Source organism: Streptomyces sp. NPDC047982 (assembly GCF_043204165.1).
In the GTDB taxonomy this organism is placed as follows: Bacteria; Actinomycetota; Actinomycetes; order Streptomycetales; family Streptomycetaceae; genus Streptomyces.
In genome coordinates, this window is the sequence record NZ_JBIDBS010000003.1 from 58,965 (window position 1) to 82,802 (window position 23,838).

16 protein-coding genes are annotated in these 23,838 nt (G+C 71.0%); 13 read left to right on the plus strand and 3 right to left on the minus strand.

The genetic code is table 11. The annotated features are described in order from the left end of the window. Positions 1 to 10 precede the first annotated feature (10 nt). The 4 genes from ACGF2V_RS04120 to ACGF2V_RS04135 all read left to right on the plus strand — a co-directional run bounded on the left by ACGF2V_RS04120 (position 11) and on the right by ACGF2V_RS04135 (position 7,078). Positions 11 to 1,906, plus strand: a complete 1,896-nt coding sequence (locus ACGF2V_RS04120) for an IucA/IucC family protein (RefSeq protein WP_362708737.1) — start codon at positions 11 to 13, stop codon at positions 1,904 to 1,906. Positions 1,907 to 1,994: 88 nt separating this feature from the next. Next, entirely contained in the window at positions 1,995 to 2,888 is an 894-nt protein-coding gene (locus ACGF2V_RS04125) for a GNAT family N-acetyltransferase (protein ID WP_362708740.1), read from the plus strand. A gap of 219 nt (positions 2,889 to 3,107) precedes the next feature. After that, the gene (locus ACGF2V_RS04130; protein ID WP_362708799.1) at positions 3,108 to 5,069 is read left to right on the plus strand and encodes an IucA/IucC family protein; all 1,962 of its coding nucleotides are present in this window, start codon (positions 3,108 to 3,110) and stop codon (positions 5,067 to 5,069) included. A 38-nt stretch (positions 5,070 to 5,107) separates the two neighbouring features. Continuing rightward, positions 5,108 to 7,078: an ATP-dependent DNA helicase gene (locus ACGF2V_RS04135; RefSeq protein WP_362708742.1), complete on the plus strand. Its 1,971-nt coding sequence runs from the start codon at positions 5,108 to 5,110 to the stop codon at positions 7,076 to 7,078. A gap of 230 nt (positions 7,079 to 7,308) precedes the next feature. On the opposite strand, the gene lexA is transcribed toward ACGF2V_RS04135, so the two are convergent. Next, complete coding sequence (lexA, locus tag ACGF2V_RS04140) at positions 7,309 to 8,103, minus strand: transcriptional repressor LexA (protein ID WP_362617972.1); 795 nt, start codon at positions 8,101 to 8,103, stop codon at positions 7,309 to 7,311. 858 nt (positions 8,104 to 8,961) lie between these two features. Here lexA and nrdR point away from each other — a divergent pair. Continuing rightward, on the plus strand, positions 8,962 to 9,474 hold the full coding sequence (gene nrdR / locus ACGF2V_RS04145; protein ID WP_362617970.1) for a transcriptional regulator NrdR: 513 nt from the start codon (positions 8,962 to 8,964) through the stop codon (positions 9,472 to 9,474). 162 nt (positions 9,475 to 9,636) lie between these two features. Beyond that, positions 9,637 to 12,531: a vitamin B12-dependent ribonucleotide reductase gene (locus ACGF2V_RS04150; protein ID WP_362708745.1), complete on the plus strand. Its 2,895-nt coding sequence runs from the start codon at positions 9,637 to 9,639 to the stop codon at positions 12,529 to 12,531. A gap of 301 nt (positions 12,532 to 12,832) precedes the next feature. Here ACGF2V_RS04150 and ACGF2V_RS04155 read toward each other — a convergent pair whose 3' ends face one another. Continuing rightward, a complete protein-coding gene (locus ACGF2V_RS04155; protein ID WP_362617965.1) occupies positions 12,833 to 13,369 on the minus strand; it encodes a TerD family protein in 537 nt (178 codons plus the stop codon). 306 nt (positions 13,370 to 13,675) lie between these two features. On the opposite strand from ACGF2V_RS04155, the gene ACGF2V_RS04160 reads away from it, so the two are divergent. The 6 genes from ACGF2V_RS04160 (at position 13,676) to ACGF2V_RS04185 (ending at position 20,155) form a co-directional block, all read left to right on the plus strand. Continuing rightward, a complete protein-coding gene (locus ACGF2V_RS04160; RefSeq protein WP_362708747.1) occupies positions 13,676 to 14,281 on the plus strand; it encodes a YdbC family protein in 606 nt (201 codons plus the stop codon). A 325-nt stretch (positions 14,282 to 14,606) separates the two neighbouring features. Next, on the plus strand, positions 14,607 to 15,266 hold the full coding sequence (locus tag ACGF2V_RS04165; protein WP_362708750.1) for a histidine phosphatase family protein: 660 nt from the start codon (positions 14,607 to 14,609) through the stop codon (positions 15,264 to 15,266). 11 nt (positions 15,267 to 15,277) lie between these two features. After that, the gene (locus tag ACGF2V_RS04170) at positions 15,278 to 16,180 is read left to right on the plus strand and encodes an ADP-ribosylglycohydrolase family protein (RefSeq protein WP_362708753.1); all 903 of its coding nucleotides are present in this window, start codon (positions 15,278 to 15,280) and stop codon (positions 16,178 to 16,180) included. A gap of 436 nt (positions 16,181 to 16,616) precedes the next feature. Further along, positions 16,617 to 18,377, plus strand: a complete 1,761-nt coding sequence (locus ACGF2V_RS04175; RefSeq protein WP_392910709.1) for a DUF4153 domain-containing protein — start codon at positions 16,617 to 16,619, stop codon at positions 18,375 to 18,377. Positions 18,378 to 18,763: 386 nt separating this feature from the next. Then, positions 18,764 to 19,474 carry a ribonuclease HII gene (locus ACGF2V_RS04180; protein WP_362617956.1) on the plus strand — a complete coding sequence of 237 codons (711 nt, stop codon included), beginning with the start codon at positions 18,764 to 18,766 and terminating at the stop codon, positions 19,472 to 19,474. A gap of 60 nt (positions 19,475 to 19,534) precedes the next feature. Next, positions 19,535 to 20,155 (plus strand): hypothetical protein, encoded by a 621-nt coding sequence (locus ACGF2V_RS04185; RefSeq protein ID WP_362617954.1) that lies wholly within the window; start codon positions 19,535 to 19,537, stop codon positions 20,153 to 20,155. A gap of 96 nt (positions 20,156 to 20,251) precedes the next feature. On the opposite strand, the gene ACGF2V_RS04190 is transcribed toward ACGF2V_RS04185, so the two are convergent. Next, positions 20,252 to 20,887, minus strand: coding sequence for a hypothetical protein (locus ACGF2V_RS04190; protein ID WP_362617952.1), 636 nt, complete (start codon positions 20,885 to 20,887; stop codon positions 20,252 to 20,254). Between the two features lie 418 nt (positions 20,888 to 21,305). Here ACGF2V_RS04190 and ACGF2V_RS04195 point away from each other — a divergent pair, with 418 nt between their 5' ends. Beyond that, on the plus strand, positions 21,306 to 23,465 hold the full coding sequence (locus ACGF2V_RS04195) for a RecQ family ATP-dependent DNA helicase (protein WP_362618050.1): 2,160 nt from the start codon (positions 21,306 to 21,308) through the stop codon (positions 23,463 to 23,465). Positions 23,466 to 23,838 lie beyond the last annotated feature (373 nt).

A 23,838-nucleotide genomic window follows, 5' to 3' on the forward strand; every position in this document is an offset into this window, starting at 1 on the left:
GAAGACCGCAGTGAACCCCATCCCCCCGCCCCAGGCCGACGGCCCGCCCCCCATCCCGCAGCGAGCAGAGGCCGGACACACCGGGAGCCTCCTCGCCGAGCCCACCGTGCCGCGCCAGAAGGCCGCGCCGGACGACGAGCGGTACGCCCTGCCGGCCCGGGCCGCCGGTACGACACCGGACGACCGCTTCGACCACCTCGACCACCCGGACCCGCTGCGCGCCGCCGACGCGGCGGGCGTCGAGAACCTGCTCCGCTGCTGGGTCCGTGAGAGCGACCTGGCCCGCCCCGAGGCGGACGTGCTGCGCGTTCCCCTGCCCGCGAGCGCAACGGCGCTGCTCGTGCCCGTCGTGCACTGGTCCGTCACGGGCTGGCACCGGTTCGGACCGCCCGTCCTGGAAGGGGCGCCCGACAGCGCGCCGTCCGTCGACGCCGTCACGGTCGCCGCCCTGCTGGGCCGCGAGGCCGACCGCGACGAAGGAGCCGACATGGTGGCCCGGGTCGCCGACTCGGTCCGCCGCGCCGCGGGCTTCATCGCGGAGCGACGGCGCGCCCCCGAGGCCCCGGCCGCGGCGGACCTCTTCCTCGCGGCCGAGCAGTCACTGCTCCTCGGCCATCCGCTCCACCCCGCGCCCAAGAGCCGTGAGGGGCTCTCCGAATCCGAGGCCCGCCGCTACTCGCCCGAGTCGTACGGTTCCTTCGCGCTGCACTGGATGGCCGTCGACCGCTCCGCCTTGGCCACCGACTCCGCCTGGACCGAACGAGGCCGCCCCGTGCCCGCTGCGGAACTGCTCACCGCCCAGGCCCGAGGGCTGTGTCTTCCCGACGGCACCGAGCCGATCCCGCTCCACCCCTGGCAGGCTCGCGACCTGCTGCACCGGCCCGAGGCGGTCGCCCTGCTCGATGCCGGACTCCTGCACGACCTCGGACCGTACGGCGGACACTGGCACCCCACCTCCTCCGTCCGCACCGTGCACCGGCCCGGCGCCCAGATGATGCTCAAACTCTCCCTCGGCCTGCGCATCACCAACTCCCGTCGGGAGAACCTCCGCAAGGAACTCCACCGCGGAGTGGAGGTCCACCGCCTGCTCCGCAGCGGCCTCGCCGCACAGTGGCACGCCGCCCATCCCGGTTTCGACATCGTCCGCGACCCCGCCTGGCTCGCCGTCGACGGCCCGGACGGCGCGCCCGTCACCGGTCTCGACGTGGTGCTGCGGCACAACCCGTTCGGTCCGCACGACGACGCGGTCTGCGTCGCCGGGCTCACCGCGCCGCGTCCGTGGCCGGGCCGGAAGGGCATGCACTCGCGCCTCGCCGCGGTCGTCCTCTCGCTGTCCTCCGCCACCGGACGAGCCGTGGGCGCCGTGGCCACCGAGTGGTTCCTTCGCTACCTCGACCGGGTCGTACGCCCCGTGCTCTGGCTCGACGCCCACGCGGGCGTGGCCCTCGAAGCGCATCAGCAGAACACCCTGGTGCTGCTCGACCGCCATGGCTGGCCCGTCGGCGGCCGGTACCGCGACAACCAGGGCTACTACTTCCGCGAGTCCCACCGCGCCGCCCTGGGGCGACGGCTCCCCGGCATCGGCGCGGCCAGCGACACCTTCGTCTCCGACGAGGTCACCGACGAACGCTTCGCCTACTACCTCGGCATCAACAACGTGCTCGGGCTCATCGGGGCCTTCGGCTCCCAGCAGCTCGTCGACGAGCGGGTCCTCATCGCCGCGTTCCGCCGGTTCCTCGGCTCGGCCACCGCACTCGGCTCCCCGCTGCCCGCGCACCTCCTGGACAACACCCATCTGCGCTGCAAGGCCAACCTGCTGACCCGGCTGCACGGTCTCGACGAACTCGTCGGTCCCGTCGATACCCAGTCCGTGTACGTCACCATCGCCAACCCGCTGCACGCCTGAAGGCCGTGAGGGCCAAGGACCGTGACGACCGCAGTGACCACCCACAGGGCATGACCACCGCCCGAACCATCGAGAGGAGAGCGACACCATGGCTTTTGCCGACGCGCCCACCGGCGCCGGTACCGGCTCAGCCCCACTGACCGACTCGAGCGCCGAGGACACCCTGGACCTGCCGCTCTCCGAAGAACTCCTCAATCTGTTCGGGGACGGCACCAGTGCCACGGCGACCACCGCGGCACCCCCCGTGATGTCGGGCGAGCCCGCGCCGTCGGCCTCGTCGCCCGTGTCATCCGCCTCGCCCGTGGCTCCCGTGACGACGGCATCGGGCGGCACGGACCCGACGGACGCCACACGCACCACGGCCACGCGCGCGGCTGCCACACGGACGACGGAGGGCCGAGCGGCGTGCGCCGACCTGCTCGACCGGCCGGCGGAATGGGGCCCCGTCGACACCCCGGCCGGGGTGTTCCAACTCGTCCCCGTGCGACTGGAACGCGATCTCTCTCTCATCAGCCGTTGGATGAACGACCCCGCGGTCGCGGCGTTCTGGGAACTCGCCGGACCCGAAACGGTCACCGCGGACCACCTGCGTCCCCAACTGGACGGCGACGGACGCAGCGTCCCGTGCCTCGGCGTGCTGGCGGGCACCCCCATGAGTTACTGGGAGATCTACCGCGCGGATCTCGACCCGCTGGCCCGCCACTACCCGGCGCGTCCGCACGACACCGGAATCCACCTGCTCATCGGAGGAGTCGACGACCGCGGACGCGGCGTCGGCACCACGCTGCTCCGCGCCGTCGCCGACCTGGTCCTCGACAATCGCCGCCTGTGCGGGCGTGTCGTCGCGGAACCCGACCTGCGCAACACCCCGTCCGTGTCCGCCTTCCTGAGCGCCGGCTTCCGTTTCTCCGCGGAGGTCGAGCTCCCCGGCAAACGAGCCGCCCTCATGATCCGCGACCGAAACCACCGGGCCCACCTGTGAACGAACAGCTGCGATACATGCACCGCTCGAAACCCATCGGTTCCCTCCCGAGGAGTCCCCGTGCCGAAATATCCCGCCCGCACTGATTCAGCGACTGATTCCGCGACTGGGTCAGTGAGTGATTCACGCAGTGATTCGACGGAATCCGTCGCGCCGCTCAGCACGCCGGAACTGAACCGGGCAGTCTGGGAGCGAGCCGCCGTCCGACTTCTCGCGAAGATGCTCGGCCAATTCGCCTACGAGGAGGTCATCGAACCGGTCGGCCCCGCCGACGGCGGCGACACGTACACCCTCCGGCTCGACGACGGAGGCATCCTGGTCTTCACGGCCCGTCGCGGGGTGTACGGGAGCTGGCTCGTCGCCCCCGAATCGATCCTGGAACTGCGCGGCGCCGCCGGCGAAGCACCGGCGCGAGCCACGTACGACACCGGCGGGAGCGCGTCGCCGGAATCGACGCGCCACGGGACGCCGGACCTCGCGGACCCGGCGGCCGGGGCAGTGCGCGACCGCCTTCACGGCACCTCCGAACAGCGGCCGCGGGACCGCAGCGCCGAGGCCGTCCGGACCCCCTTCCCCCCACGGCACCGCGGCGCCGCCGACGCCACCCCAGGACGGCACGCAGGCACCGGCGCCGTCCCGTTCCGCGACCCCCTGCGCTTCCTCGCCCGCGCCCGCCGCCTTCTCCGGATCGACGGCGCCACGCTCGGCCACCTCATCCGCGAGATCACCACCACCCTCGCCGCCGACGCCCGGCTCGACCACACCGCGCTCACCGCCGCCCGGCTGGCCGAACTCGACTACGCCGAGCTGGAGGGCCACCAGACCGGCCATCCCTGGCTCGTCGCCAACAAGGGCCGCCTCGGCTTCTCCGCCACCGACGCCTCCCGCTACACGCCCGAGGCCCGTCGGCCCGTACGGCTGCCGTGGATCGCGGTGTCCACCCGGATCGGGGCCTACCGGGGCGTCACCGCCCTCGCCAGGCCCGAGCAGCTGTACGTGCGGGAACTGGACCAGGCCGTCCGTGACTCCTTCACCGCCGCGCTCCGCGCCCGCGGCCTCGACCCGGACCAGTACCTGTTCCTGCCCGTGCATCCCTGGCAGTGGGACGAATGGATCGTTCCGCTGTTCGCCCCGGCCATTGCCTCGGGCGACATCGTGCCCCTCCGCACCGACCCCGACCTCAGGCTGCCGCAGCAGTCCATCCGCACCTTCACCAACGTGGGCCGCCCCGACCGGTACACCGTCAAGCTGCCGCTGTCGATCCTCAACACCCTCGTCTGGCGCGGGCTGCCCACGGAACGCACGCTCGCGGCCCCCGCCGTGACCGCCTGGGTCCAGGGCCTGTGCGACCGCGACAGCTACTTGCGCGACATCTGCGGGGTCATCCTGCTCGGCGAGGTCGCCTCCGTGGCCGTCGAGCACCCGCTCTACGATCATCTGCCGAAGACGCCGTACCAGTTCAGGGAGATCCTCGGCGCGATCTGGCGAGAACCCCTCCAGCCCCGGCTCGCCCCCGGCGAGCGCGCCCGGACCCTCGCCTCACTGCTGCACATCGACCCGCGGGGGCGCGCCTTCACGGCGGAACTCGTCGAACGCTCGGGGCTCGCCCCGTCCGCCTGGCTGACCCGGCTCTTCGCCGCGCTGCTGCCCCCGCTGCTGCACTTCCTCTACCGCTATGGCACGGTGTTCTCCCCGCATGGCGAGAACGCCATCGTCGTCTTCGACCACCAAGATGTCCCCGTGCGCCTGGCGATCAAGGACTTCGTCGACGACGTGAACGTCAGCGCCCGGCCATTGCCGGAACACGCGTCCATGCCGCAGGACGTAAGCGACATCCTGCTCACCGAGGAGCCCTCCTTCCTCACCCAGTTCATCCACGCCGGACTGTTCATCGGCGTCTTCCGCTTCCTCTCCCCGCTGTGCGAGGAGCAACTGGGCGTCCCCGAGGCCGATTTCTGGTCACTCGTGCGGGCCGAGGTACTGCGGTACCACGCCCGCTTTCCCGAGCTCAAGGACCGGTTCGAGATGTTCGACATGCTGGCGCCGCGCATCGACCGGCTCTGTCTGAACCGCAACCGTCTGCATGTGGACGGCTACCGGGACCGCCCGGGACGCCCGCACGCGGCCATCCACGGGAGCGTTCCCAACCCGCTCCACCCCGCCGAATACGACCGGGAGTGATCGCCGTTGTCAGTGGTGACCCGTAGGGTGGTCGGGCTATGACGAAGCCATCCCTCCCCGAGCTCCTCAACGCCGCCGTGACCGCCGTCGGCGGTACGGAACGGCCCGGCCAGGCCGCCATGGCCGTGGCTGTCGCCGAGGCCGTCGACGAGAACTCCCATCTGCTCGTACAGGCCGGCACCGGCACGGGCAAGTCCCTCGGCTACCTGGTACCCGCGCTGGCCCACGGGGAGCGCGTCGTGGTGGCCACGGCGACCCTGGCACTCCAGCGCCAGCTCGTGGAGCGCGATCTTCCGCGCACGGTCGACGCCCTGCACCCGCTGCTGCGCAGACGCCCCCAGTTCGCCATGCTCAAGGGGCGTTCGAACTATCTGTGCCTGCACCGCCTCCACGAGGGCGTGCCGCAGGACGAGGAGGAAGGACTGTTCGACCAGTTCGAGGCGGCGGCCCCGTCGAGCAAGCTGGGCCAGGACCTGCTGCGGCTGCGCGACTGGTCGGACGAGACGGAGAGCGGTGATCGCGACGACCTCACCCCCGGGGTCTCCGACCGGGCCTGGGCGCAGGTCTCCGTCTCCTCCCGGGAGTGCCTGGGCGCCACCAAGTGCGCGTACGGGGCCGAGTGCTTCGCCGAGCAGGCCCGTGAGCGGGCCAAGCTCGCCGACGTCGTTGTCACCAATCACGCGCTCCTGGCCATCGACGCCATCGAGGGCGCCCCGGTGCTCCCGCAGCATGAGGTACTGATCGTCGACGAGGCCCACGAGCTGGTCTCCAGGGTCACCGGCGTGGCGACCGGCGAGCTCACCCCCGGCCAGGTCAACCGGGCGGTGCGTCGCGCGGCGAAGCTGGTCGACGAGAAGGCGGCCGACGCCCTCCAGACCGCTTCGGAGAGCTTCGAGCGAGTGATGGAGCTGGCGCTCCCCGGCCGCCTGGAGGAGATCCCCGAGGACCTGGGCTACGCGCTGATGTCCCTTCGTGACGCGGCGCGGACGGTGATCACGGCCCTGGGCACGACGCGCGACAAGTCCGTCCAGGACGAGGACGCGGTTCGCAAGCAGGCCCTCGCGTCCGTGGAGACGATCCACGGCGTCGCCGAGCGGATCACCCAGGGATCCGAGTACGACGTGGTCTGGTACGAGCGCCACGACCGCTTCGGCGCGTCGCTGAGGGTCGCCCCGCTCTCGGTCTCCGGACTGCTGCGCGAGAAGCTCTTCGCCGACCGGTCCGTCGTCCTCACCTCGGCCACCCTCAAGCTCGGCGGCGACTTCAACGGGGTGGGGGCGTCGCTGGGACTCGCCCCCGAGGGCACCGAGGGCGACGACCTCCCGCAGTGGAAGGGGCTCGACGTCGGGTCGCCGTTCGACTACCCGAAACAGGGGATCCTGTACGTCGCCCGGCATCTGGCCACACCTGGCCGGGAGGCGTCCCGCACGGACATGCTGGACGAGCTGGCCGAACTGATGGAGGCGGCGGGCGGGCGCACGCTCGGGCTGTTCTCGTCCATGCGCGCGGCCCAGGCAGCCGCCGAGGAGCTGCGGGGCCGGCTCGACAAGCCGATCCTGCTCCAGGGCGAGGAGACGCTCGGTGAACTGATCAAGAACTTCGCGGCCGATCCTGAGACGTGTCTGTTCGGCACGCTGTCGCTCTGGCAGGGCGTCGACGTGCCCGGACCCAGCTGCCAACTGGTGGTCATGGACCGGATTCCCTTCCCGCGCCCCGACGACCCGCTGATGAGCGCACGCCAGAAAGCGGTGGAACAGGCCGGAGGCAACGGATTCATGGCCGTCGCGGCCACGCACGCGGCGCTGCTGATGGCGCAGGGTGCCGGTCGGCTCGTACGGGCCACGGGGGACAAGGGCGTGGTCGCGGTCCTCGATCCACGGTTGGCCAACGCCCGGTACGGCAGCTACCTGCGCGCCTCGCTGCCCGACTTCTGGTACACCGTGGATCGCAATCAGGTGCGACGCTCACTCGCGGCGATCGACGTGGCGGCCAAGGCCGACGGCCGGTAGCCCGCCGCCCCGGGGCTTCGGCGACGAGTCCCCCCGCGACGCCTGCCAGGACGCGGGGCGGGGCGGGTCGTCCTGTTTCCGACCCGACTCCGCGCCGGGGCGGCGGGTTCCGTCGGCTCCGTCGGTTCCTGCGGTGGTGTGGCACCCAGGTGTGCGGTGGGGCGTCACGAAAAAGGGACCCCGGGATCGGCGCAGTGGATCCCGGGGCCCCGGTCGGGACCTGCGACGCGTCAGACCCGTCGCAGAACCGCCACCACCTTGCCGAGAATGGTCGCCTCATCACCCGGGATCGGCCGGTACGCGGCATTGTGGGGGAGGAGCCATACATGGCCGTCCTCGCGCTTGAAGCGCTTGACCGTGGCCTCGCCGTCGAGCATGGCGGCCACGATGTCGCCGTTCTCCGCGACGGGCTGACGACGCACGGTGACCCAGTCGCCGTCACAGATCGCCGCCTCCACCATCGAGTCACCGACGACCTTGAGGACGAAGAGCTCTCCGTCGCCGACCAACTGGCGGGGGAGTGGGAAGACATCCTCGACCGACTCCTCGGCGAGGATCGGACCGCCGGCGGCGATCCGGCCGACGAGCGGCACGTAGGACGCCGCGGGCTTGCCGGCCGTGTCGGCGGGCTGTGTGCTGGGCTGGTCCGAACCACGGACCTCGTACGCGCGGGGGCGGTGGGGGTCACGACGGAGGAAGCCCTTGCGCTCCAGGGCCATCAGCTGATGGGCCACGGACGACGTGCTGGACAGGCCCACCGCCTGACCGATCTCCCGCATGGAGGGCGGGTAACCGCGCCGCTGCACGGAATCCCGGATCACCTCGATCACGCGCCGCTGCCGGTCCGTGAGCCCTGAGCTGTCCGCCCGGATCCCTGGAGGCCGACCGGGCAACGAGCGCGTTGGGCGCATGTGCTCCGGCCCCTCCGTGCTCGTGAGATGGTCATTCATGGCGCGTACCGGCTCAAGTCGGCCCTGGGAGCGGTCCTGGGCGGTGATGGTGGCGCTGTCTGCGGTGGTGGTCACGTCGGCCCCTCTCGAATGGTCTCCCTGGCTGCACAACGGTAGTGGCTTTCGAAAGGTTGCGCCAAACACACGTTCGAGTGAAAAACGAATAAAAACCTGTCACGGGTTAACCGCTGGGTGTATGCGGATTGACTGTCGGCTGTTTATGCGAACCGGCGCCGGAAGGCGTCCGGCGGGGGAGGTCGGCCGATTGCGGCGCCTCCCGGACGTCTTCGCTGCCGCAAAGTTCTGCGAGCGTCCGGTGCCGGAGGCGCGTCCCCGGCGTGGCCGGTGCGCGGCTGCGCGTGTCGGCCGTCGCGGGTGGCAGGTGGCCGTGTGTGCCGGTGGCCATGCGTCTGACGATCGGTGGCCGCGCCTTCCCCTTCCCGGTGCGGGCGCGTGCGCGAGGTCGAAAGGCGTGGAACAGGCAAAAGCGACGCCCTCTCCCCTGTGCGGGCGCGTGCGCGAGGCGGACGCCGATGCGGGGGCGGGGCGCATGCGATCACACGCGAGGCGGCCCCTTTGCGAGACGGGTCGTTACGGTGACGTCCGCGGGCGCCGTCTCGCCGTGCGGAGTTCCGGTCGTTCGCCGTGCGAGGCGTGGCGGCGGGGCCCGCGATCCCGGCGGCCGGGCGGTTCCCGTACCCTCGTGCACGGCCGCACACCGCCCGCCGGCTGTCCGCGAACCGCGACACGCTCACAGGGCCAAATGCGCGACTGAACCCAAGATCTAGTGGTTGGATTGTTCTGGCCGCCCAGAAGTTGTGGTCCCTGGTCCGTCAGGGGTGTGGCCATCGCCTATGCTTGTGACTGCTTCGAGGGGCCCTGACGGGTCCTGCCGAGGCTGTTCAGTCGTGCTGTGAAGGAGGGTTGGGAGCCATGCACTGCCCCTTCTGCAGGCACCCCGACAGCCGGGTCGTCGACAGCCGCACCACCGACGACGGCACGTCGATCCGCCGTCGCCGCCAGTGCCCCGACTGCTCCCGCCGTTTCACGACGGTGGAGACCTGCTCGCTGATGGTGGTCAAGCGCAGCGGCGTGACCGAACCCTTCAGCCGGACCAAGGTCATTTCCGGCGTCCGCAAGGCATGCCAGGGACGGCCGGTCACCGAGGACGCCCTCGCCAAGCTCGGCCAGCGGGTCGAGGAAGCGGTGCGCGCCACCGGCAGCGCCGAGCTGACCACCCATGACGTGGGCCTGGCGATCCTCGGCCCCCTGCAGGAACTCGACCTCGTCGCATACCTGCGTTTCGCGTCCGTGTACCGGGCGTTCGACACCCTTGAAGACTTCGAGGCAGCCATCGCGGAACTCCGCGAACGGCGGCCTCCTGCGGAGGAGCGCGGGACCGGCGCGACCCTTGAGGTCCCCGTTCCCGCCGTCGCCGCCGACTGAGCGGCACCGGCCGGTCCCGCGGCGCGACCGCGGACCGGCGGGCAAGCGGCTTTATGAACCCGCTCAGGGCGTCCTCCGTGGCGCCCGGAGCAGCAGAGACAGACTGTGCCCTGGGAAGTTCTGGGCACTTCAGGGCGTTTTTGCCCACATATGGGAGGCGGCATGACAGAGACGGCGAGTGGCCCGGCACGAGGTTCCCGAGCCAAGGGTTCCAAGGCCAGCAAGGGGCTGCGCATCGAGCGCGTCCACACCACCCCCGGCGTGCATCCGTACGACGAGGTGGTCTGGGAGCGCCGTGACGTCGTCATGACCAACTGGCGCGACGGTTCGATCAACTTCGAGCAGCGCGGCGTCGAGTTCCCCGACTTCTGGTCGGTGAACGCGGTCAACATCGTCACCAGCAAGTACTTCCGCGGGGCCGTCGGCACCCCGCAGCGCGAGACCGGTCTGCGGCAGCTCATCGACCGGATCGTGAAGACGTACCGCAAGGCCGGCGAGGACCACGGCTACTTCGCCACGCCCGCGGACGCCGAGATCTTCGAGCACGAGCTGGCGTACGCCCTCCTGCACCAGATCTTCAGCTTCAACTCCCCGGTGTGGTTCAACGTCGGAACGCCCCAGCCGCAGCAGGTCTCCGCCTGCTTCATCCTGTCCGTCGACGACTCCATGGAGTCGATCCTCGACTGGTACAAGGAAGAGGGCATGATCTTCAAGGGCGGTTCCGGGGCCGGACTGAACCTCTCCCGTATCCGTTCCTCCAAGGAACTGCTGTCCTCCGGGGGCAACGCCTCCGGCCCGGTCTCCTTCATGCGCGGCGCCGACGCCTCCGCAGGAACGATCAAGTCCGGTGGCGCCACCCGGCGTGCGGCCAAGATGGTCATTCTCGATGTCGACCACCCGGACATCGAGAGCTTCATCGAGACCAAGGTGAAGGAGGAGGAGAAGGTCCGCGCCCTGCGCGACGCCGGCTTCGACATGGACCTGGGCGGCGACGACATCACGTCCGTCCAGTACCAGAACGCCAACAACTCGGTCCGCGTGAACGACGAGTTCATGAGGGCCGTGGAGTCCGGCGGCAAGTTCGGGCTGCGCGCCCGCATGACCGGCGAGGTCATCGAAGAGGTAGAGGCCAAGGCCCTCTTCCGCAAGATGGCGGAGGCGGCCTGGGCCTGCGCCGACCCGGGCATCCAGTACGACGACACGATCAACCACTGGCACACCTGCCCCGAGTCCGGCCGGATCAACGGCTCGAACCCGTGCAGCGAGTACATGCACCTGGACAACACCTCGTGCAACCTGGCCTCGCTGAACCTGATGAAGTTCCTCAAGGACGACGGCAAGGGCAACCAGTCCTTCGACTCCGAGCGCTTCGCGAAGGTCGTCGAGCTGGTCATCACCGCGATGGACATCTCCATCTGCTTCGCCGACTTCCCCACCCAGAAGATCGGCGAGAACACCCGCGCCTTCCGTCAGCTGGGCATCGGCTACGCCAACCTCGGCGCCCTGCTGATGGCGACCGGTCACGCCTACGACAGCGACGGCGGCCGCGCCCTCGCCGGTGCCATCACCTCGCTGATGACCGGCACCTCGTACCGGCGCTCCGCCGAGCTCGCCGCGGTGGTCGGTCCGTACGACGGCTACGCCCGCAACGCCGAGCCGCACCAGCGCGTCATGAAGCAGCACGCGGACGCAAACGCCGCCGCCGTCCGCATGGACGACCTGGACAGCCCGATCTGGGCCGCCGCGACGGAGGCGTGGCAGGACGTGATCCGCCTGGGCGCGAAGAACGGTTTCCGCAACGCCCAGGCGTCGGTCATCGCCCCCACCGGCACCATCGGTCTCGCGATGTCCTGCGACACCACCGGCCTCGAACCCGACCTGGCGCTGGTCAAGTTCAAGAAGCTGGTCGGCGGCGGCTCCATGCAGATCGTCAATGGCACCGTCCCGCAGGCCCTGCGCCGTCTGGGCTACCAGGAGGAGCAGATCGAGGCGATCGTCGCCCACATCGCCGAGCACGGCAACGTGATCGACGCGCCCGGCCTGAAGGCCGAGCACTACGAGGTCTTCGACTGCGCGATGGGCGAGCGTTCCATCTCCGCGATGGGCCATGTGCGCATGATGGCCGCCATCCAGCCGTGGATCTCCGGCGCCCTGTCCAAGACGGTCAACATGCCGGAGTCGGCGACCGTCGAGGAGGTCGAGGAGATCTACTTCGAGGCGTGGAAGATGGGCGTCAAGGCGCTCGCGATCTACCGCGACAACTGCAAGGTCGGCCAGCCCCTCTCCGCGAAGACCAAGGAGAAGGAGAAGGCCGAGGTCACGGCCAAGGCCGAAGCGACCATCCGCGACGCGGTCGAGAAGGTCGTCGAGTACCGTCCGGTCCGCAAGCGCCTCCCGAAGGGCCGCCCGGGCATCACCACCTCCTTCACGGTAGGCGGCGCCGAGGGTTACATGACCGCCAATTCCTACCCGGACGACGGTCTCGGAGAGGTCTTCCTGAAGATGTCCAAGCAGGGCTCCACCCTCGCGGGCATGATGGACGCGTTCTCCATCGCCGTCTCGGTCGGACTGCAGTACGGCGTCCCGCTGGAGACGTACGTCTCGAAGTTCACCAACATGCGCTTCGAGCCGGCCGGCATGACGGACGACCCGGACGTGCGGATGGCGCAGTCGATCGTCGACTACATCTTCCGCCGCCTCGCGCTGGACTTCCTGCCGTTCGAGACCCGCTCGGCCCTGGGCATCCACTCGGCCGAGGAGCGTCAGCGCCACCTCGACACCGGTTCGTACGAGCCCTCCCTGGAGGACGACGAGATCGACGTCGAGAGCCTGGCGCAGTCGGCCCCGGTGCGTACGGAGCCCCTGAAGGCCGTGGCCGCCGTGCAGGAGGACGAGGAGCAGGCCCCGAGGACGGCGCACACCTCGGCGGAACTTGTCGAGATGCAGCTCGGCATCAGCGCGGACGCGCCGCTCTGCTTCTCCTGCGGCACCAAGATGCAGCGCGCCGGGTCCTGTTACATCTGCGAGGGCTGCGGCTCGACCAGCGGTTGCAGCTGAAACCGCGCGGAGCCGCGTCGGATGCGGCACTGAGCAACTTTTGCTGAGGGCGCTGATCCGCATATGAGAGAGGGTGCCGGCCATGGGTCGGCACCCTTTCCGGTGCTCCCGCCTTCGCGACGATGCCACGAGATGTTGTGCCGTTCGGGCCATCTCCACGGGCCCGCATTCCGCATGCGGCAACCCGTCACCCTCTGTCGCGTCACCGATCGAGTAGCGTTCCCGCTCCGCGTCCGGAAGGGCCCGGTGCCGGATCCCGCGTGCCGTGCCGGTTCCGCGTCCCGCGGCGCCGGGCGGCGGGTCATGCCGCGGGCGGACGGCCTCCCATCGCCGCGGCGAACGATTCCGGGTCGCCGTCGAAGCCCCTGACCGTGTCATGGAACTCCCATACGCCGGAGGCGTCGCGGACGAACTCCGCGACGGTCGCGGCGGTGGCGTCGCCGACCGAAGAGAAGTCGTCCTCCGACAGGCTGCTGTGGCCCTCCCTGACCTGTACAGCGGTGTTCGGGATGTCGCCGAACGTCCTGCGGCCGTCACGCTGCTGAATGGCGACTCCGACGACGACCCGTGTGTACGCGGACGACAGACGGCCCAGTTCGAGGGTCATCACCTCGTCGAAGCCGAAGCCCTGACCGGTCTTGCTGTCACGGTTGAGCGTGATGGTGCCGTCCGGCGACCGGCTGTCGAAGTGCACGAGATACGCGGGACTGCCGTACGGCGCGTCCGTGCGGTAGGTGCCCGCGATGATGTCGAGGTCGTGGTCCCGGGCACCATGAGGGCTGGGATCCCACTTGAGCCTGACCTCGACCTTTTCGATGTCCTTGTTGGGGGTGCTCATCGGACTTCCCTCCGTGGTGTGCCGCTGTGCTGTCGGGCCGTTCATACCACTCGATCATGCCGTAACCGACCGTCGAACCAATCGGGTTGGCCGACGGCGACGGAATCGGGCCACCTCGCCCGGTGCGAGCCCCGGGCGGGAGCGGCGGCCGGCATCCGGTGCGCGTACCACGAAGCATGAGCCGGGAAACGGAGGTTGGCTCATCCGTGGCAAGCAGGGTCGCCAACTCCTTTTCGGTACAGGGCGGTTCGAAATGAGCGTGGGCGGGAGTGACCCTGGTGATGTCCAGCACCGTACGATGGCGCGGTGCTGGTCAAGTGGATTCGTTGCACCGTGGTGGACCGTCGGGGTTTTGAACGGGAACAGCGAAAGTGGGCGGAGCTGCTGGGAGAGCAGGGATTCAGGGGACAGGGCGGTGGGTGGAGCCGAGGACGTCCCGGCGTGGCGCACGTCTTCGCCTTCTGGGAGAACCGCGTCTTCTACGACTCGTTCATGGCGCGCGGGCACGACCGGTTGGCCGCCGTACAGTCCCGTACGTGCAGCCGTGTCCAGGTCAAGTTGTTCGAGCACCGCTTCGACGTGAAGACCGGTTTCGAGCCACGCTTCACCGACGTGGACGTCGTCAGGGTGGCCCACAGCACTGTCCACGAGGACCGGGCCGAGCATTTCGCGCTGATGCAGGAGCGGGTGTGGAATCCGGCCATGGCCGGCTCGCCCGGCATGGTGCGAGGGATGTTCGGGGAAGCGCCGGGGCACGAGTTTTTGGTGTTGTCGATGTGGCAGTCGAGCGCCGAGCGCGGCAAGTACCGGGCCGGCAGCATCGAGCGGCTGACGCAGCGGACGCAGGTCGAGGACGACGTGGCGGCAGTGGCGGGCGATGTCGTGCAACTCGAACCGTCCTGGACGGTGTGACGGAGGGCGAAGCCCCGCGTCGCTCGGCACGACCGTCCGTTCTCGGCCTGCTCCAGAGGGTTCCCGTCGCCGAAGTCGAAGGCGCGTCCGCCTGCCTTCCGCCCCGTCCTTCCGTTTCCGCCTCCTTGCCGACCCTGCTCTCCCGCGGCCCTCCCCTTCTGTCCGGCCGCCTCCCCCCGGCCTCGCCCTCGGGTCCTGTCCTCGGCTTCCCCTGGTTCGGCGTGCGGCATCGGTGCGGCGTGCCGCGCGGGCCCGTTCGCGCGGGGGCGCCGCGGCTGCCGTGGTGCGCCCGCCCGGGGCGGCGGACAGCGCTTAGGGTCGACCCATGGCACGACCCGAACGCATCGTCCTCGTCCGGCACGGGGAGTCCGAGGGCAACGCGGACGACTCGGTGTACGAGCGCGTGCCGGACCACGCGCTGAGGCTCACCTCCACGGGGCTCCGGCAGGCCAGGGAGACCGGCGCGCGGCTGCGCGAAGTGTTCGGCACCGAGCGGGTCAGCGTGTACGTCTCGCCCTACCGCCGCACGCACGAGACGTTCCGGGCGCTGGACCTGGATCCGGCACGGGTGAGGGTGCGGGAGGAGCCGCGGCTGAGGGAGCAGGACTGGGGGAACTGGCAGGACCGGGAGGACGTGCGGCTCCAGAGGGAGTACCGGGACGCCTACGGGCACTTCTTCTACCGTTTCGCGCAGGGCGAGTCCGGGGCCGATGTGTACGACAGGGTCGATGCCTTCCTGGAGAGCCTGCACCGGAGTTTCGAGGCCCCCGACCACCCGCCGAACGTCCTGCTGGTCACGCACGGACTGACCATGCGTCTGTTCTGCATGCGCTGGTTCCACTGGTCGGTGGCCGAGTTCGAGTCCCTGTCCAATCCCGGCAACGGGGAGACCAGGACGCTGATACTCGGAAAGGGCGGGCGCTACACCCTGGACCGGCCGTTCGAGCGCTGGCGCACCCCTGAGCCGTACGGCATCACCGGATAGAGTGGTAGGCGATGACGTCTGCCTCCTCTGCCGCCGACCAACGATTCAGACGTGCCCTGGCCAGCCTCCGCGGACTGGCCGTGGGGGACGCGCTGGGATCCCAGTTCTTCGTGCCGGTGAACCACCCCCTGCTGAAGCGGGGCGGTCTGCCGCCCGGCCCCTGGCAGTGGACGGACGACACCGAGATGGCGTCGTCGGTGGTGGCCGTGCTGATGGCGCACGGACGGATCGACCAGGACGCGCTCGCCCGGTCCTTCGCCGAGCATCATGACTTCGACAGGGGCTACGGCCCCGCCGTGAACCGGCTGCTCAGGCTCGTCCGGGAAGGCGGCGACTGGCGCGAGCTGGCGTCCGCGCTGTTCCAAGGACAGGGTTCCTGGGGCAACGGCTCCGCGATGCGCATCGCGCCGCTCGGGGCCTGGTACGCCGACGACCCGGAGCAGGCCACGCACCAGGCCGAGATCTCCTCGTACACCACGCATCAGCACCGCGAGGCGGTCGCGGGCGCGATGGCCGTCGCGGCGGCGGCGGCGCTGGCCGCGGCGAGCGCGGGGCCGCCCATCCCGACGGAGTTCCTCGACGGTGTGATCGCCCTCGTGCCGCGCAGTGCGGTCGGCGCCGGACTGCGCCGGGCGCGCGACATGCTCGACTACGACGACGCGGGGACGGTCGCCGCGGTGCTCGGCAACGGACGGCGCACCAGCGCCCACGACACTGTCCCGTTCGCCCTCTGGTCCGCGGCGCGGCACCTCGGCGACTTCGAGCAGGCGTTCTGGGGCACGGCCCGGGCCGGGGGCGACGTCGACACCACCTGCGCGATCGTCGGCGGCATCGTCGCGGCGAGCGAAGCGGGTGCACCGCCCGTCGACTGGTCGGCACAGACGGAGGAACTGCCGGGCTGGCTTCCGCAGTAGCGCGAGCCGGGCGAACGGTGCTCGCGCCGAACCGGACGGCGGCACCGAGCCGAACGGCGCACTTTCGAACCGGACGGCGATCCACACATCGACGGTGGCCCAGAGCCGAACAGCGGGCCCGAGCCGAAGGTTCTCCGAACGAGCGGAAGCTCTCCGAACGAGCCGAAGGTTCTCCGAACGAGCGGAATGGTGCGCCAGGCCGTGACGTCGCACGACCCGTACTGTCACGGTCCTGCCACAGCCTTCCATCGAACGCATGTTTAAAAGGAAGGGGAGGCTACTCTTTCGGCCACGTCGCCCCCGGTGATCATCCGGACGGGCGTGCACCGAATGAGACGCCGGGGTGTCCCCGTGCTGCCCAGCGGCGGTGCGCGGGCCCGGTGGGGGAGGGGTCCCATTGTCCGATCACGCACCAGACAACCACCGGCAGGAGGACGTGTCCGAGCCATCCGGGCCGTCGGGACGCGGTACGGAGCCGGATACGAGCGCACCATCGAAGCCGACGCCGTCGCGGTCCCACGACGTCACGCCCGGGCCGTCGCGGGCGCGCGCCCACGCGCGACGCGGCGGACCGCAGCCACCGTCCGGTCCCTGGCAACGCAGCGGCCCCCCGCCCCCGACGGCCGCGCGACTGCGGACCACCGAGCCGGCCGCCGTCCGGGGCGCGACACTCGGCTCCGCCCTCGTCACCGCTGTCCTGAGCGCGTCGCTGCTCGGCGACGGCCTCGGCACGAACCTGCTGATCGTCGCGGTACCCGCGGCGCTCGCGGCCTTCTTCGCCGCGCGGGCGGCCGGACGCCGCCTCCGCCCGTGGACGGCCGTCTGGGCGGTCGGCGGCCTGGCGCTCCTCGCCGTCCCGGCGCTGCGGGACGCCGGGTGGCCGACCTTCCTCGCCGTCGTGTCGGCCGTGGCTCTGGGTTCGCTCGCGCTGCACGGTGGTCGCAGCTGGATGGGGGTCCTCCTCGGCTCGGCGGGCCTGTTCAGCTCCCTCGCCGGGGGGACGGCCTGGGGCTGGCGAGGCGTGCGCGGGCGCATGGAAGGGTCCCGGAAGCGCTGGGGTGCCGCACTGCGCACCACCGCGGTGGCGGCGGTCCTGCTCATCGTGTTCGGCACGCTGTTCGCGAGTGCCGACGCCGCCTTCGCCGATGTGCTCAGCGGCCTGATCCCCGATGTGTCGCTGGGCGACAGCCCTTGGAGGCTTTTCCTCTTCACGCTCGGACTGGTGGGCTCACTCGCCGCCGCCTACACCGCCGCCGCCCCGGTGCGCTGGGACGGCCTCGCCCTCCCGCCGGGAAAGGCGCGCGGGCGGCTGGAATGGGCGCTGCCGCTCATCGCGCTGAACCTGCTGTTCGCCGTGTTCATCGCCGTCCAGCTGACCGTGCTGCTCGGCGGATACGACAAGGTGATGGCCGAGACCCACCTCAGCCATGCCGAGTACGCCCGACAGGGCTTCTGGCAGCTTCTCTGGGCCACCCTCCTCACCCTGCTGGTCATCGGGATCGCCCTGCGCCTGGCGCCGCGCGGACGGGACGGGGACCGCACTCTCGTACGGAGCGTGCTCGGCGCGCTCTGCCTGCTCACCCTCGTCGTGGTGGCGTCCGCGCTGAGGCGCATGGACCTGTACGTCGATACGTACGGACTGACGCGGCTGCGTATCTCGGTCTCCGCTGTGGAACTCTGGCTGGGCGTCGTCCTCGTTTTGATCGTGGTCCTCGGCGCGCTCCGTCCCCGCCTGCTCCCGCGCGCCGTCGCCGCGAGCGCAGCCGCCGCCGTGCTCGCGTTCGGTCTGGTCTCGCCCGACGGTCTCATCGCGGAACAGAACGTGCAGCGATACCGCGACGGGCACGCGATCGACATCGACTATCTCCGCGACCTCTCGGCCGATGCCGTTTTGGCCCTCGACACGCTGCCCGAGCCCTTGCGCTCCTGCGCCCTGCGGGACATCGAGCGTTCCCTGCGGTCCTCGGACACGCCCTGGCACGCCATGAGCCTGGGCGAGGAACGGGCCCGGGAGATCCTGCGCGAGCGCGGTACGAGGGACCCGGAGGGCTCCTGTGCCGCCGTGCGCGTGAGCGTCGAAGAACGAGGAAACGGCGACCGCGGCCACGAGGACGGCCGTTACGTCCCGAACGAACTGAACGACACGAGCGGGCCGCACATCCCGAACGACGTGGGCGACCCGAACGACCCGCGCTGACACGGCCCGCCGCGGGTACGGACCCGCCGCCTCCGGTCCATACCCGCGGCGGTGCCCGTGGCCACTGTCGTGCCGGTCGCTCGCGCGCTGCGCCGGGTCCGTCGCCGCGCCGTTGCGTACCGCGTTCTGGGCTTCACGAATGTGACGCGGCCCCTTGCGAGCGGCTCGGACAGTGATCGGCCGCCGGATTTCCCCGACGTCGGCGCGACCGCTCGCGGACATCGCCGGCCGTGCGCGGCCCGCCGAGCCGTGTACCGCAGCAAACCGGCGCGACGGTCCGCGTTCAGGCGGCAGTTCACGCCCCCGACGCCGCCCGCGTCCGGCGCGGTCATCAGGCGCCCCCGGGGTGTTGCACGCGTTCCCGTCGGCGTACGCTGACAGGCGCCATGCCGTACGAACCACCCACGCACACTGTCGAGCGCTCGTTGCGCGCCACCACCGGCGCCAGGATCGTCGCCGGCGTCGACGAGGTCGGACGCGGAGCGTGGGCGGGGCCGGTCACCGTGTGTGCGGCCGTCACCGGCCTTCGCAGACCTCCCGCCGGACTCACCGACTCCAAGCTGATCAGCCCCAGGCGCCGCGCGGAGCTGGCACCGCAACTGGAACGCTGGGTCACCGCGTTCGCCCTGGGGGACGCCTCTGCGGAGGAGATCGACGACCTGGGGATGACGGCGGCACTGCGCCTCGCCGCCGTACGCGCCCTGGAGGGCCTGCCGGTGCGGCCCGACGCGGTGATTCTCGACGGCAAGCACGACTACCTGGGACAGCCCTGGAAGGTCCGTACGGTGATCAAGGGTGACCAGTCCTGCATCGCCGTCGCGGCGGCCTCGGTGATCGCGAAGGTCCGACGGGACGTGATGATGGCTGAACTGGGCGCGCATTCCGGCGAGTACGCCGCATTCGACTTCGGTGCCAACGCCGGCTATCCGTCGCCCGTGCACAGGGCCGCTCTGGAGGAGTGGGGTCCCACACCCCACCACCGCCTCTCGTGGTCCTACCTCGACGCGCTGCCCAGGTGGCAGCACCTCAAGAAGGTCCGTTTCTCCGCCGAGGCGGCCGCATTGGAAAGCGGGGGCCAGCTCGGCTTCGACTTCTGACCGCGCACAAGTACCCACCCGCCGACGTCCCGCATGCCGGCGTTTGATAGACAACCACCCATGCCTCTCATCCCCGAGGAGCCTCAGATTCACGAGAGCGCCCAGGGTCCCCGCGCCACTCCGGCCTCAGGCCGTGCCGCGTCGACCCCCCGTCCCGTACCCGGTCCGCGTACAGCGGCCACGCCGCGTCCCGGTCGTCCGGGCCCCGGCTCCGCGAGGCCCGCGCCGCCGACGCCGCGCCCGCACCCCGCCTCCGGAGCGTCGCGGAGAGCCCGTCCGGAGAATCGTTCCGCACCGCAGATCCAGGTGATCCCCGCCGAGGCGACCGCCGCGGTCGACGCCGCCGACGAGGCCGTCGACCTGCTGCTCGACTCCGGACGCGCACCGGGCGACATCCTGGTGGTCACCACCGGTGAGCAGCACCCGTGGGCCGCGCACGAACTCTCCTTCGGCGAGGCCGCCTACTGGGCTCAGCACGAAGCGGGCGAGGACGTCTTCTTCGCCCGTGCCGAGGCCGTCGGACGGCTGAAGCCCCGTCCCGTGGTGGTCGTGGCCGTCAACGACGGCGGCGGCGCCGACATCGCCGAGGTGCTGTCCGGTGCCCGCGCACGGGCGGGCGCCCTGCTGATCGTGTGCGGGGAGCCGCGACGCGTCGACGCGGTGCTGGGCGCAGGCGTCTGAGCGACGCCGCGTACGCGGTCGCAGTATGCGCCGCGCATGTCGCCGTGATGCGGTGACCCGGTTGCCCGAGAGGGGGCCGGGGCACCGCCCCGTCGGTCAGCGTGCCCCGTTGGGACGCGCCCGGGACGCCCCGCCGCCGGTACGCATCGGCGGCGGAGTGGTGTCGAGCGTCGTTCCGGTGAGGGGCGACGGCTGCGACGGCGCGGTGGGCCGACGACCGCCGCGCCCCTCGCCGAGCACCTGCCAGCCACCGCCGGTCAGGGTGATGTAGGCACCGCACCGCAGACCGTGCAGTGTGCAGGCGTCCCGCAGCCCCCACATCCACGCCCCGTCCTCCTCCGTCCAACGCTCGTCGCCCTCACGGCAGTAGAGCAGGACGGCGGTGCGGACAGGCGCGCGGCGGCGCAGGTCGTGCGCAACGACCCGGCGCAGATGCGCCAGCAGCGCGTTGCGGAACTCCCAGCCGTCCGTCGCCATGGCGCGGCGGGCGAACGAGGCGCTGGCCACGAGGCGTTCCTCGTGGTCCAGGACCGCGACGACGGCGGTTCCGGGAGCGGGCCGGTGGCGGGCGTGCAGACCGCCGACGACCTCACGGGGACTGCGGAGCAACGGTATGCCCGCCTCGGCCCACTCGGCCGGTTCCAGCATCCTGGCAAGGCGGTTGACGGAATCGGCGGACGCGGACGGCGCCGACATCGAAGCGGCCGTGGACGGGGCGAATTCGAAGGTCATGGTCCTCCCTTCGCATACGCGCCCACAGGGCGGGCAGGGACGAGTGAGGGCTCACTGGGCACAGTTGTTCCAGGGTGGCGAACGCCTGGGCGGGGAGCGACTCCAATTCTTCCTGGCGTTTTCACCGGCGGCAACGAGCAATCGTCGCAACTGGCGGAAATGCGGCGGAATGACGCCGATGTCCCTGCCCCTCTCCCTTATCCCTGCCCTCGCCCTGCCCGATCACGCCTCCTGCCCCGTCCGAACGGCGAGGACCAGCGGAAACGTTCCCAGCGGAGCGGCCGGATCCGAGGCGGGGATCGTCGAGCACTCAGGTCCGGCCGTCCACGACCGGTGCGTGACCAGCGTGCCGTTCGTGAGCATCTCGTCACGTTCGGTGAGCTGGCTGCTCGCCCCCGTCATCGGGTTGCATGGGGGCATGAACGAACCGGATCTCCGCGCCGAAGCCGACGCCGTCCTCGCCGAACTCGTCGGTGCCCCCGAGGGCTCGGCACGGTTGCGGGAGGACCAGTGGCAGGCGGTGGCGGCTCTGGTGGAGGAGCGTCGACGCGCCCTGGTGGTGCAGCGCACGGGCTGGGGCAAGTCGGCGGTGTACTTCGTCGCCACCGCTCTGCTGCGTCGGCGGGGCTCCGGCCCGACGGTGATCGTCTCGCCGCTGCTGGCGCTGATGCGGAACCAGGTCGAGGCGGCGGATCGAGCGGGTATCCGGGCCCGCACCATCAACTCGGCCAATCCGGAGGAGTGGGACACCATCTACGAGGAGGTCGAGCGCGGCGCTACCGACGTTCTCCTGGTGAGTCCGGAACGCCTCAACTCCGTGGATTTCCGGGAGCAGGTGCTCCCCGGTCTCGCGGCCACGACCGGTCTGCTCGTGGTCGACGAGGCGCACTGCATCTCCGACTGGGGCCATGACTTCCGGCCCGACTACCGTCGGCTGCGGGCGATGCTCGGGGACCTCGCCCCCGGTGTGCCGGTGCTCGCGACCACCGCGACCGCCAACGCGCGCGTGACGGCGGACGTGGCCGAGCAGCTGGGTACCGGCGCAGGAGAGGCCCTGGTGCTGCGCGGCTCGCTGGAGCGGGAGAGCCTGCGGCTCGGTGTGATCCGGCTGCCTGACGCGGCCCACCGCCTGGCCTGGCTCGCCGAGCGCCTGGACGAGCTGCCGGGTTCCGGGATCGTCTACGCCCTCACCGTCGCCGCGGCCGAGGAGGCCACCGCCTTCCTGCGGCAGCGCGGCTTCCAGGTGGCCTCCTACACGGGCCGTACGGAGAACGCGGACCGGCTGCAGGCCGAGGCGGACCTGCTGGAGAACCGGGTCAAGGCACTGGTCGCGACCTCGGCGCTGGGCATGGGCTTCGACAAGCCGGACCTGGGGTTCGTGGTCCATCTCGGCTCGCCGTCCTCACCGATCGCCTACTACCAGCAGGTGGGGCGGGCGGGCCGCGGTGTGGCCCATGCCGATGTCCTGCTGCTGCCGGGCAAGGAGGACGAGGCCATCTGGCGCTACTTCGCCGACACCGCCTTCCCGCCCGAGGCACAGGTGCGTCAGACCCTCTCGGCTCTCGCCGGCGCGGGGCGGCCGCTGTCCGTTCCGGCCCTGGAGGCAGCGGTGGATCTCCGGCGCACCCGCCTGGAGGCCATGCTCAAGGTGCTCGACGTGGACGGGGCGGTCAAGCGGGTGAAGGGCGGCTGGATCGCAACCGGCGAGCCATGGGTCTACGACTCCGAGCGCTACGCCTGGGTCGCCCGGCAGCGGGCGGCCGAGCAGCAGGCCATGCGCGACTACGTAAGCACGACGCAGTGCCGGATGGAGTTCCTGCGCCGGCAGCTCGACGACGAGGGAGCGGTCCCGTGCGGCCGGTGCGACAACTGCGCCGGAGCCTGGGCAGATTCCTCCGTCTCCGCGGAGGCTTTGACGGGAGCGACGAAGGAACTGGACCGCCCGGGCGTGGAGATCGAGCCGCGCCGGATGTGGCCGACCGGCATGCCCGCCCTCGGCATCGAGCTCAAGGGCCGTATCCCTCTCGGCGAGCAGTGTTCCACCGGGCGTGCCCTTGGCCGGCTCTCGGACATCGGCTGGGGCAACCGCCTGCGCCCATTGCTCGCGGAGAACGCTCCCGACGGGCCGGTCCCCGATGACGTCCTGCGGGCCGCGGTGGCGGTCCTCGCCGACTGGGCGCGCTCTCCCGGCGGCTGGGCGTCGAAGGACCCGGACGCCTCCGCCCGTCCGGTGGGGGTCGTCGCCGTGCCGTCGCTGGCCCGCCCGAGACTGGTCGGCTCCCTCGCCCGGGACATCGCGGCCGTCGGACGCCTGCCCTTCCTGGGCACGCTGACGTACAACGGGCCCGGGGGAGCGCACGCGGCACGCCGCAGCAACTCCGCCCAACGCCTCAGGGCGCTGTCCGGTGCCTTCGCCGTCCCCGAGGATCTTGCCGACGCGCTGACCGGCTCTCCCGGACCCGTCCTGCTCGTGGACGACTACACCGAATCCGGCTGGACCCTCGCGGTCGCGGCCCGCCTGCTGCGCCGGGCCGGCGGCGAACAGGTCCTTCCGCTGGTCCTCGCCGCGGCGGGCTGAGCCTTCCCGGGTACGGCGGGGAGGCGCCGCTGTCCGCGCGGCGCTTCGCACGGCGTTTCCCCGGTGCCCCGGGCGGGCGATGCCGCGGATCTCGCGGAAGTTGCAGACCTCGCCGCTGTGGCTGAGGACGACCAGCGGATCACGGTCCGGGCCGGTCTCCGCAGAGCGCATCGGCTTCTTGCCGCCTTCCATGTCGATCAACGCCTTCCGGCGGTGGTCGACATCGCGTGCCCGTCGGTCCGGATTTCCTCGGCGTCCGCACCACGGCACGCCATGGTCCGGGTCATCGCCCGTGCCGTGCCCGCCTCCTTCGTAAGGTTGCGGTCGAGACATCCAGCGATTCCACACATGGAAGTGCTCTCCAACTACGGGT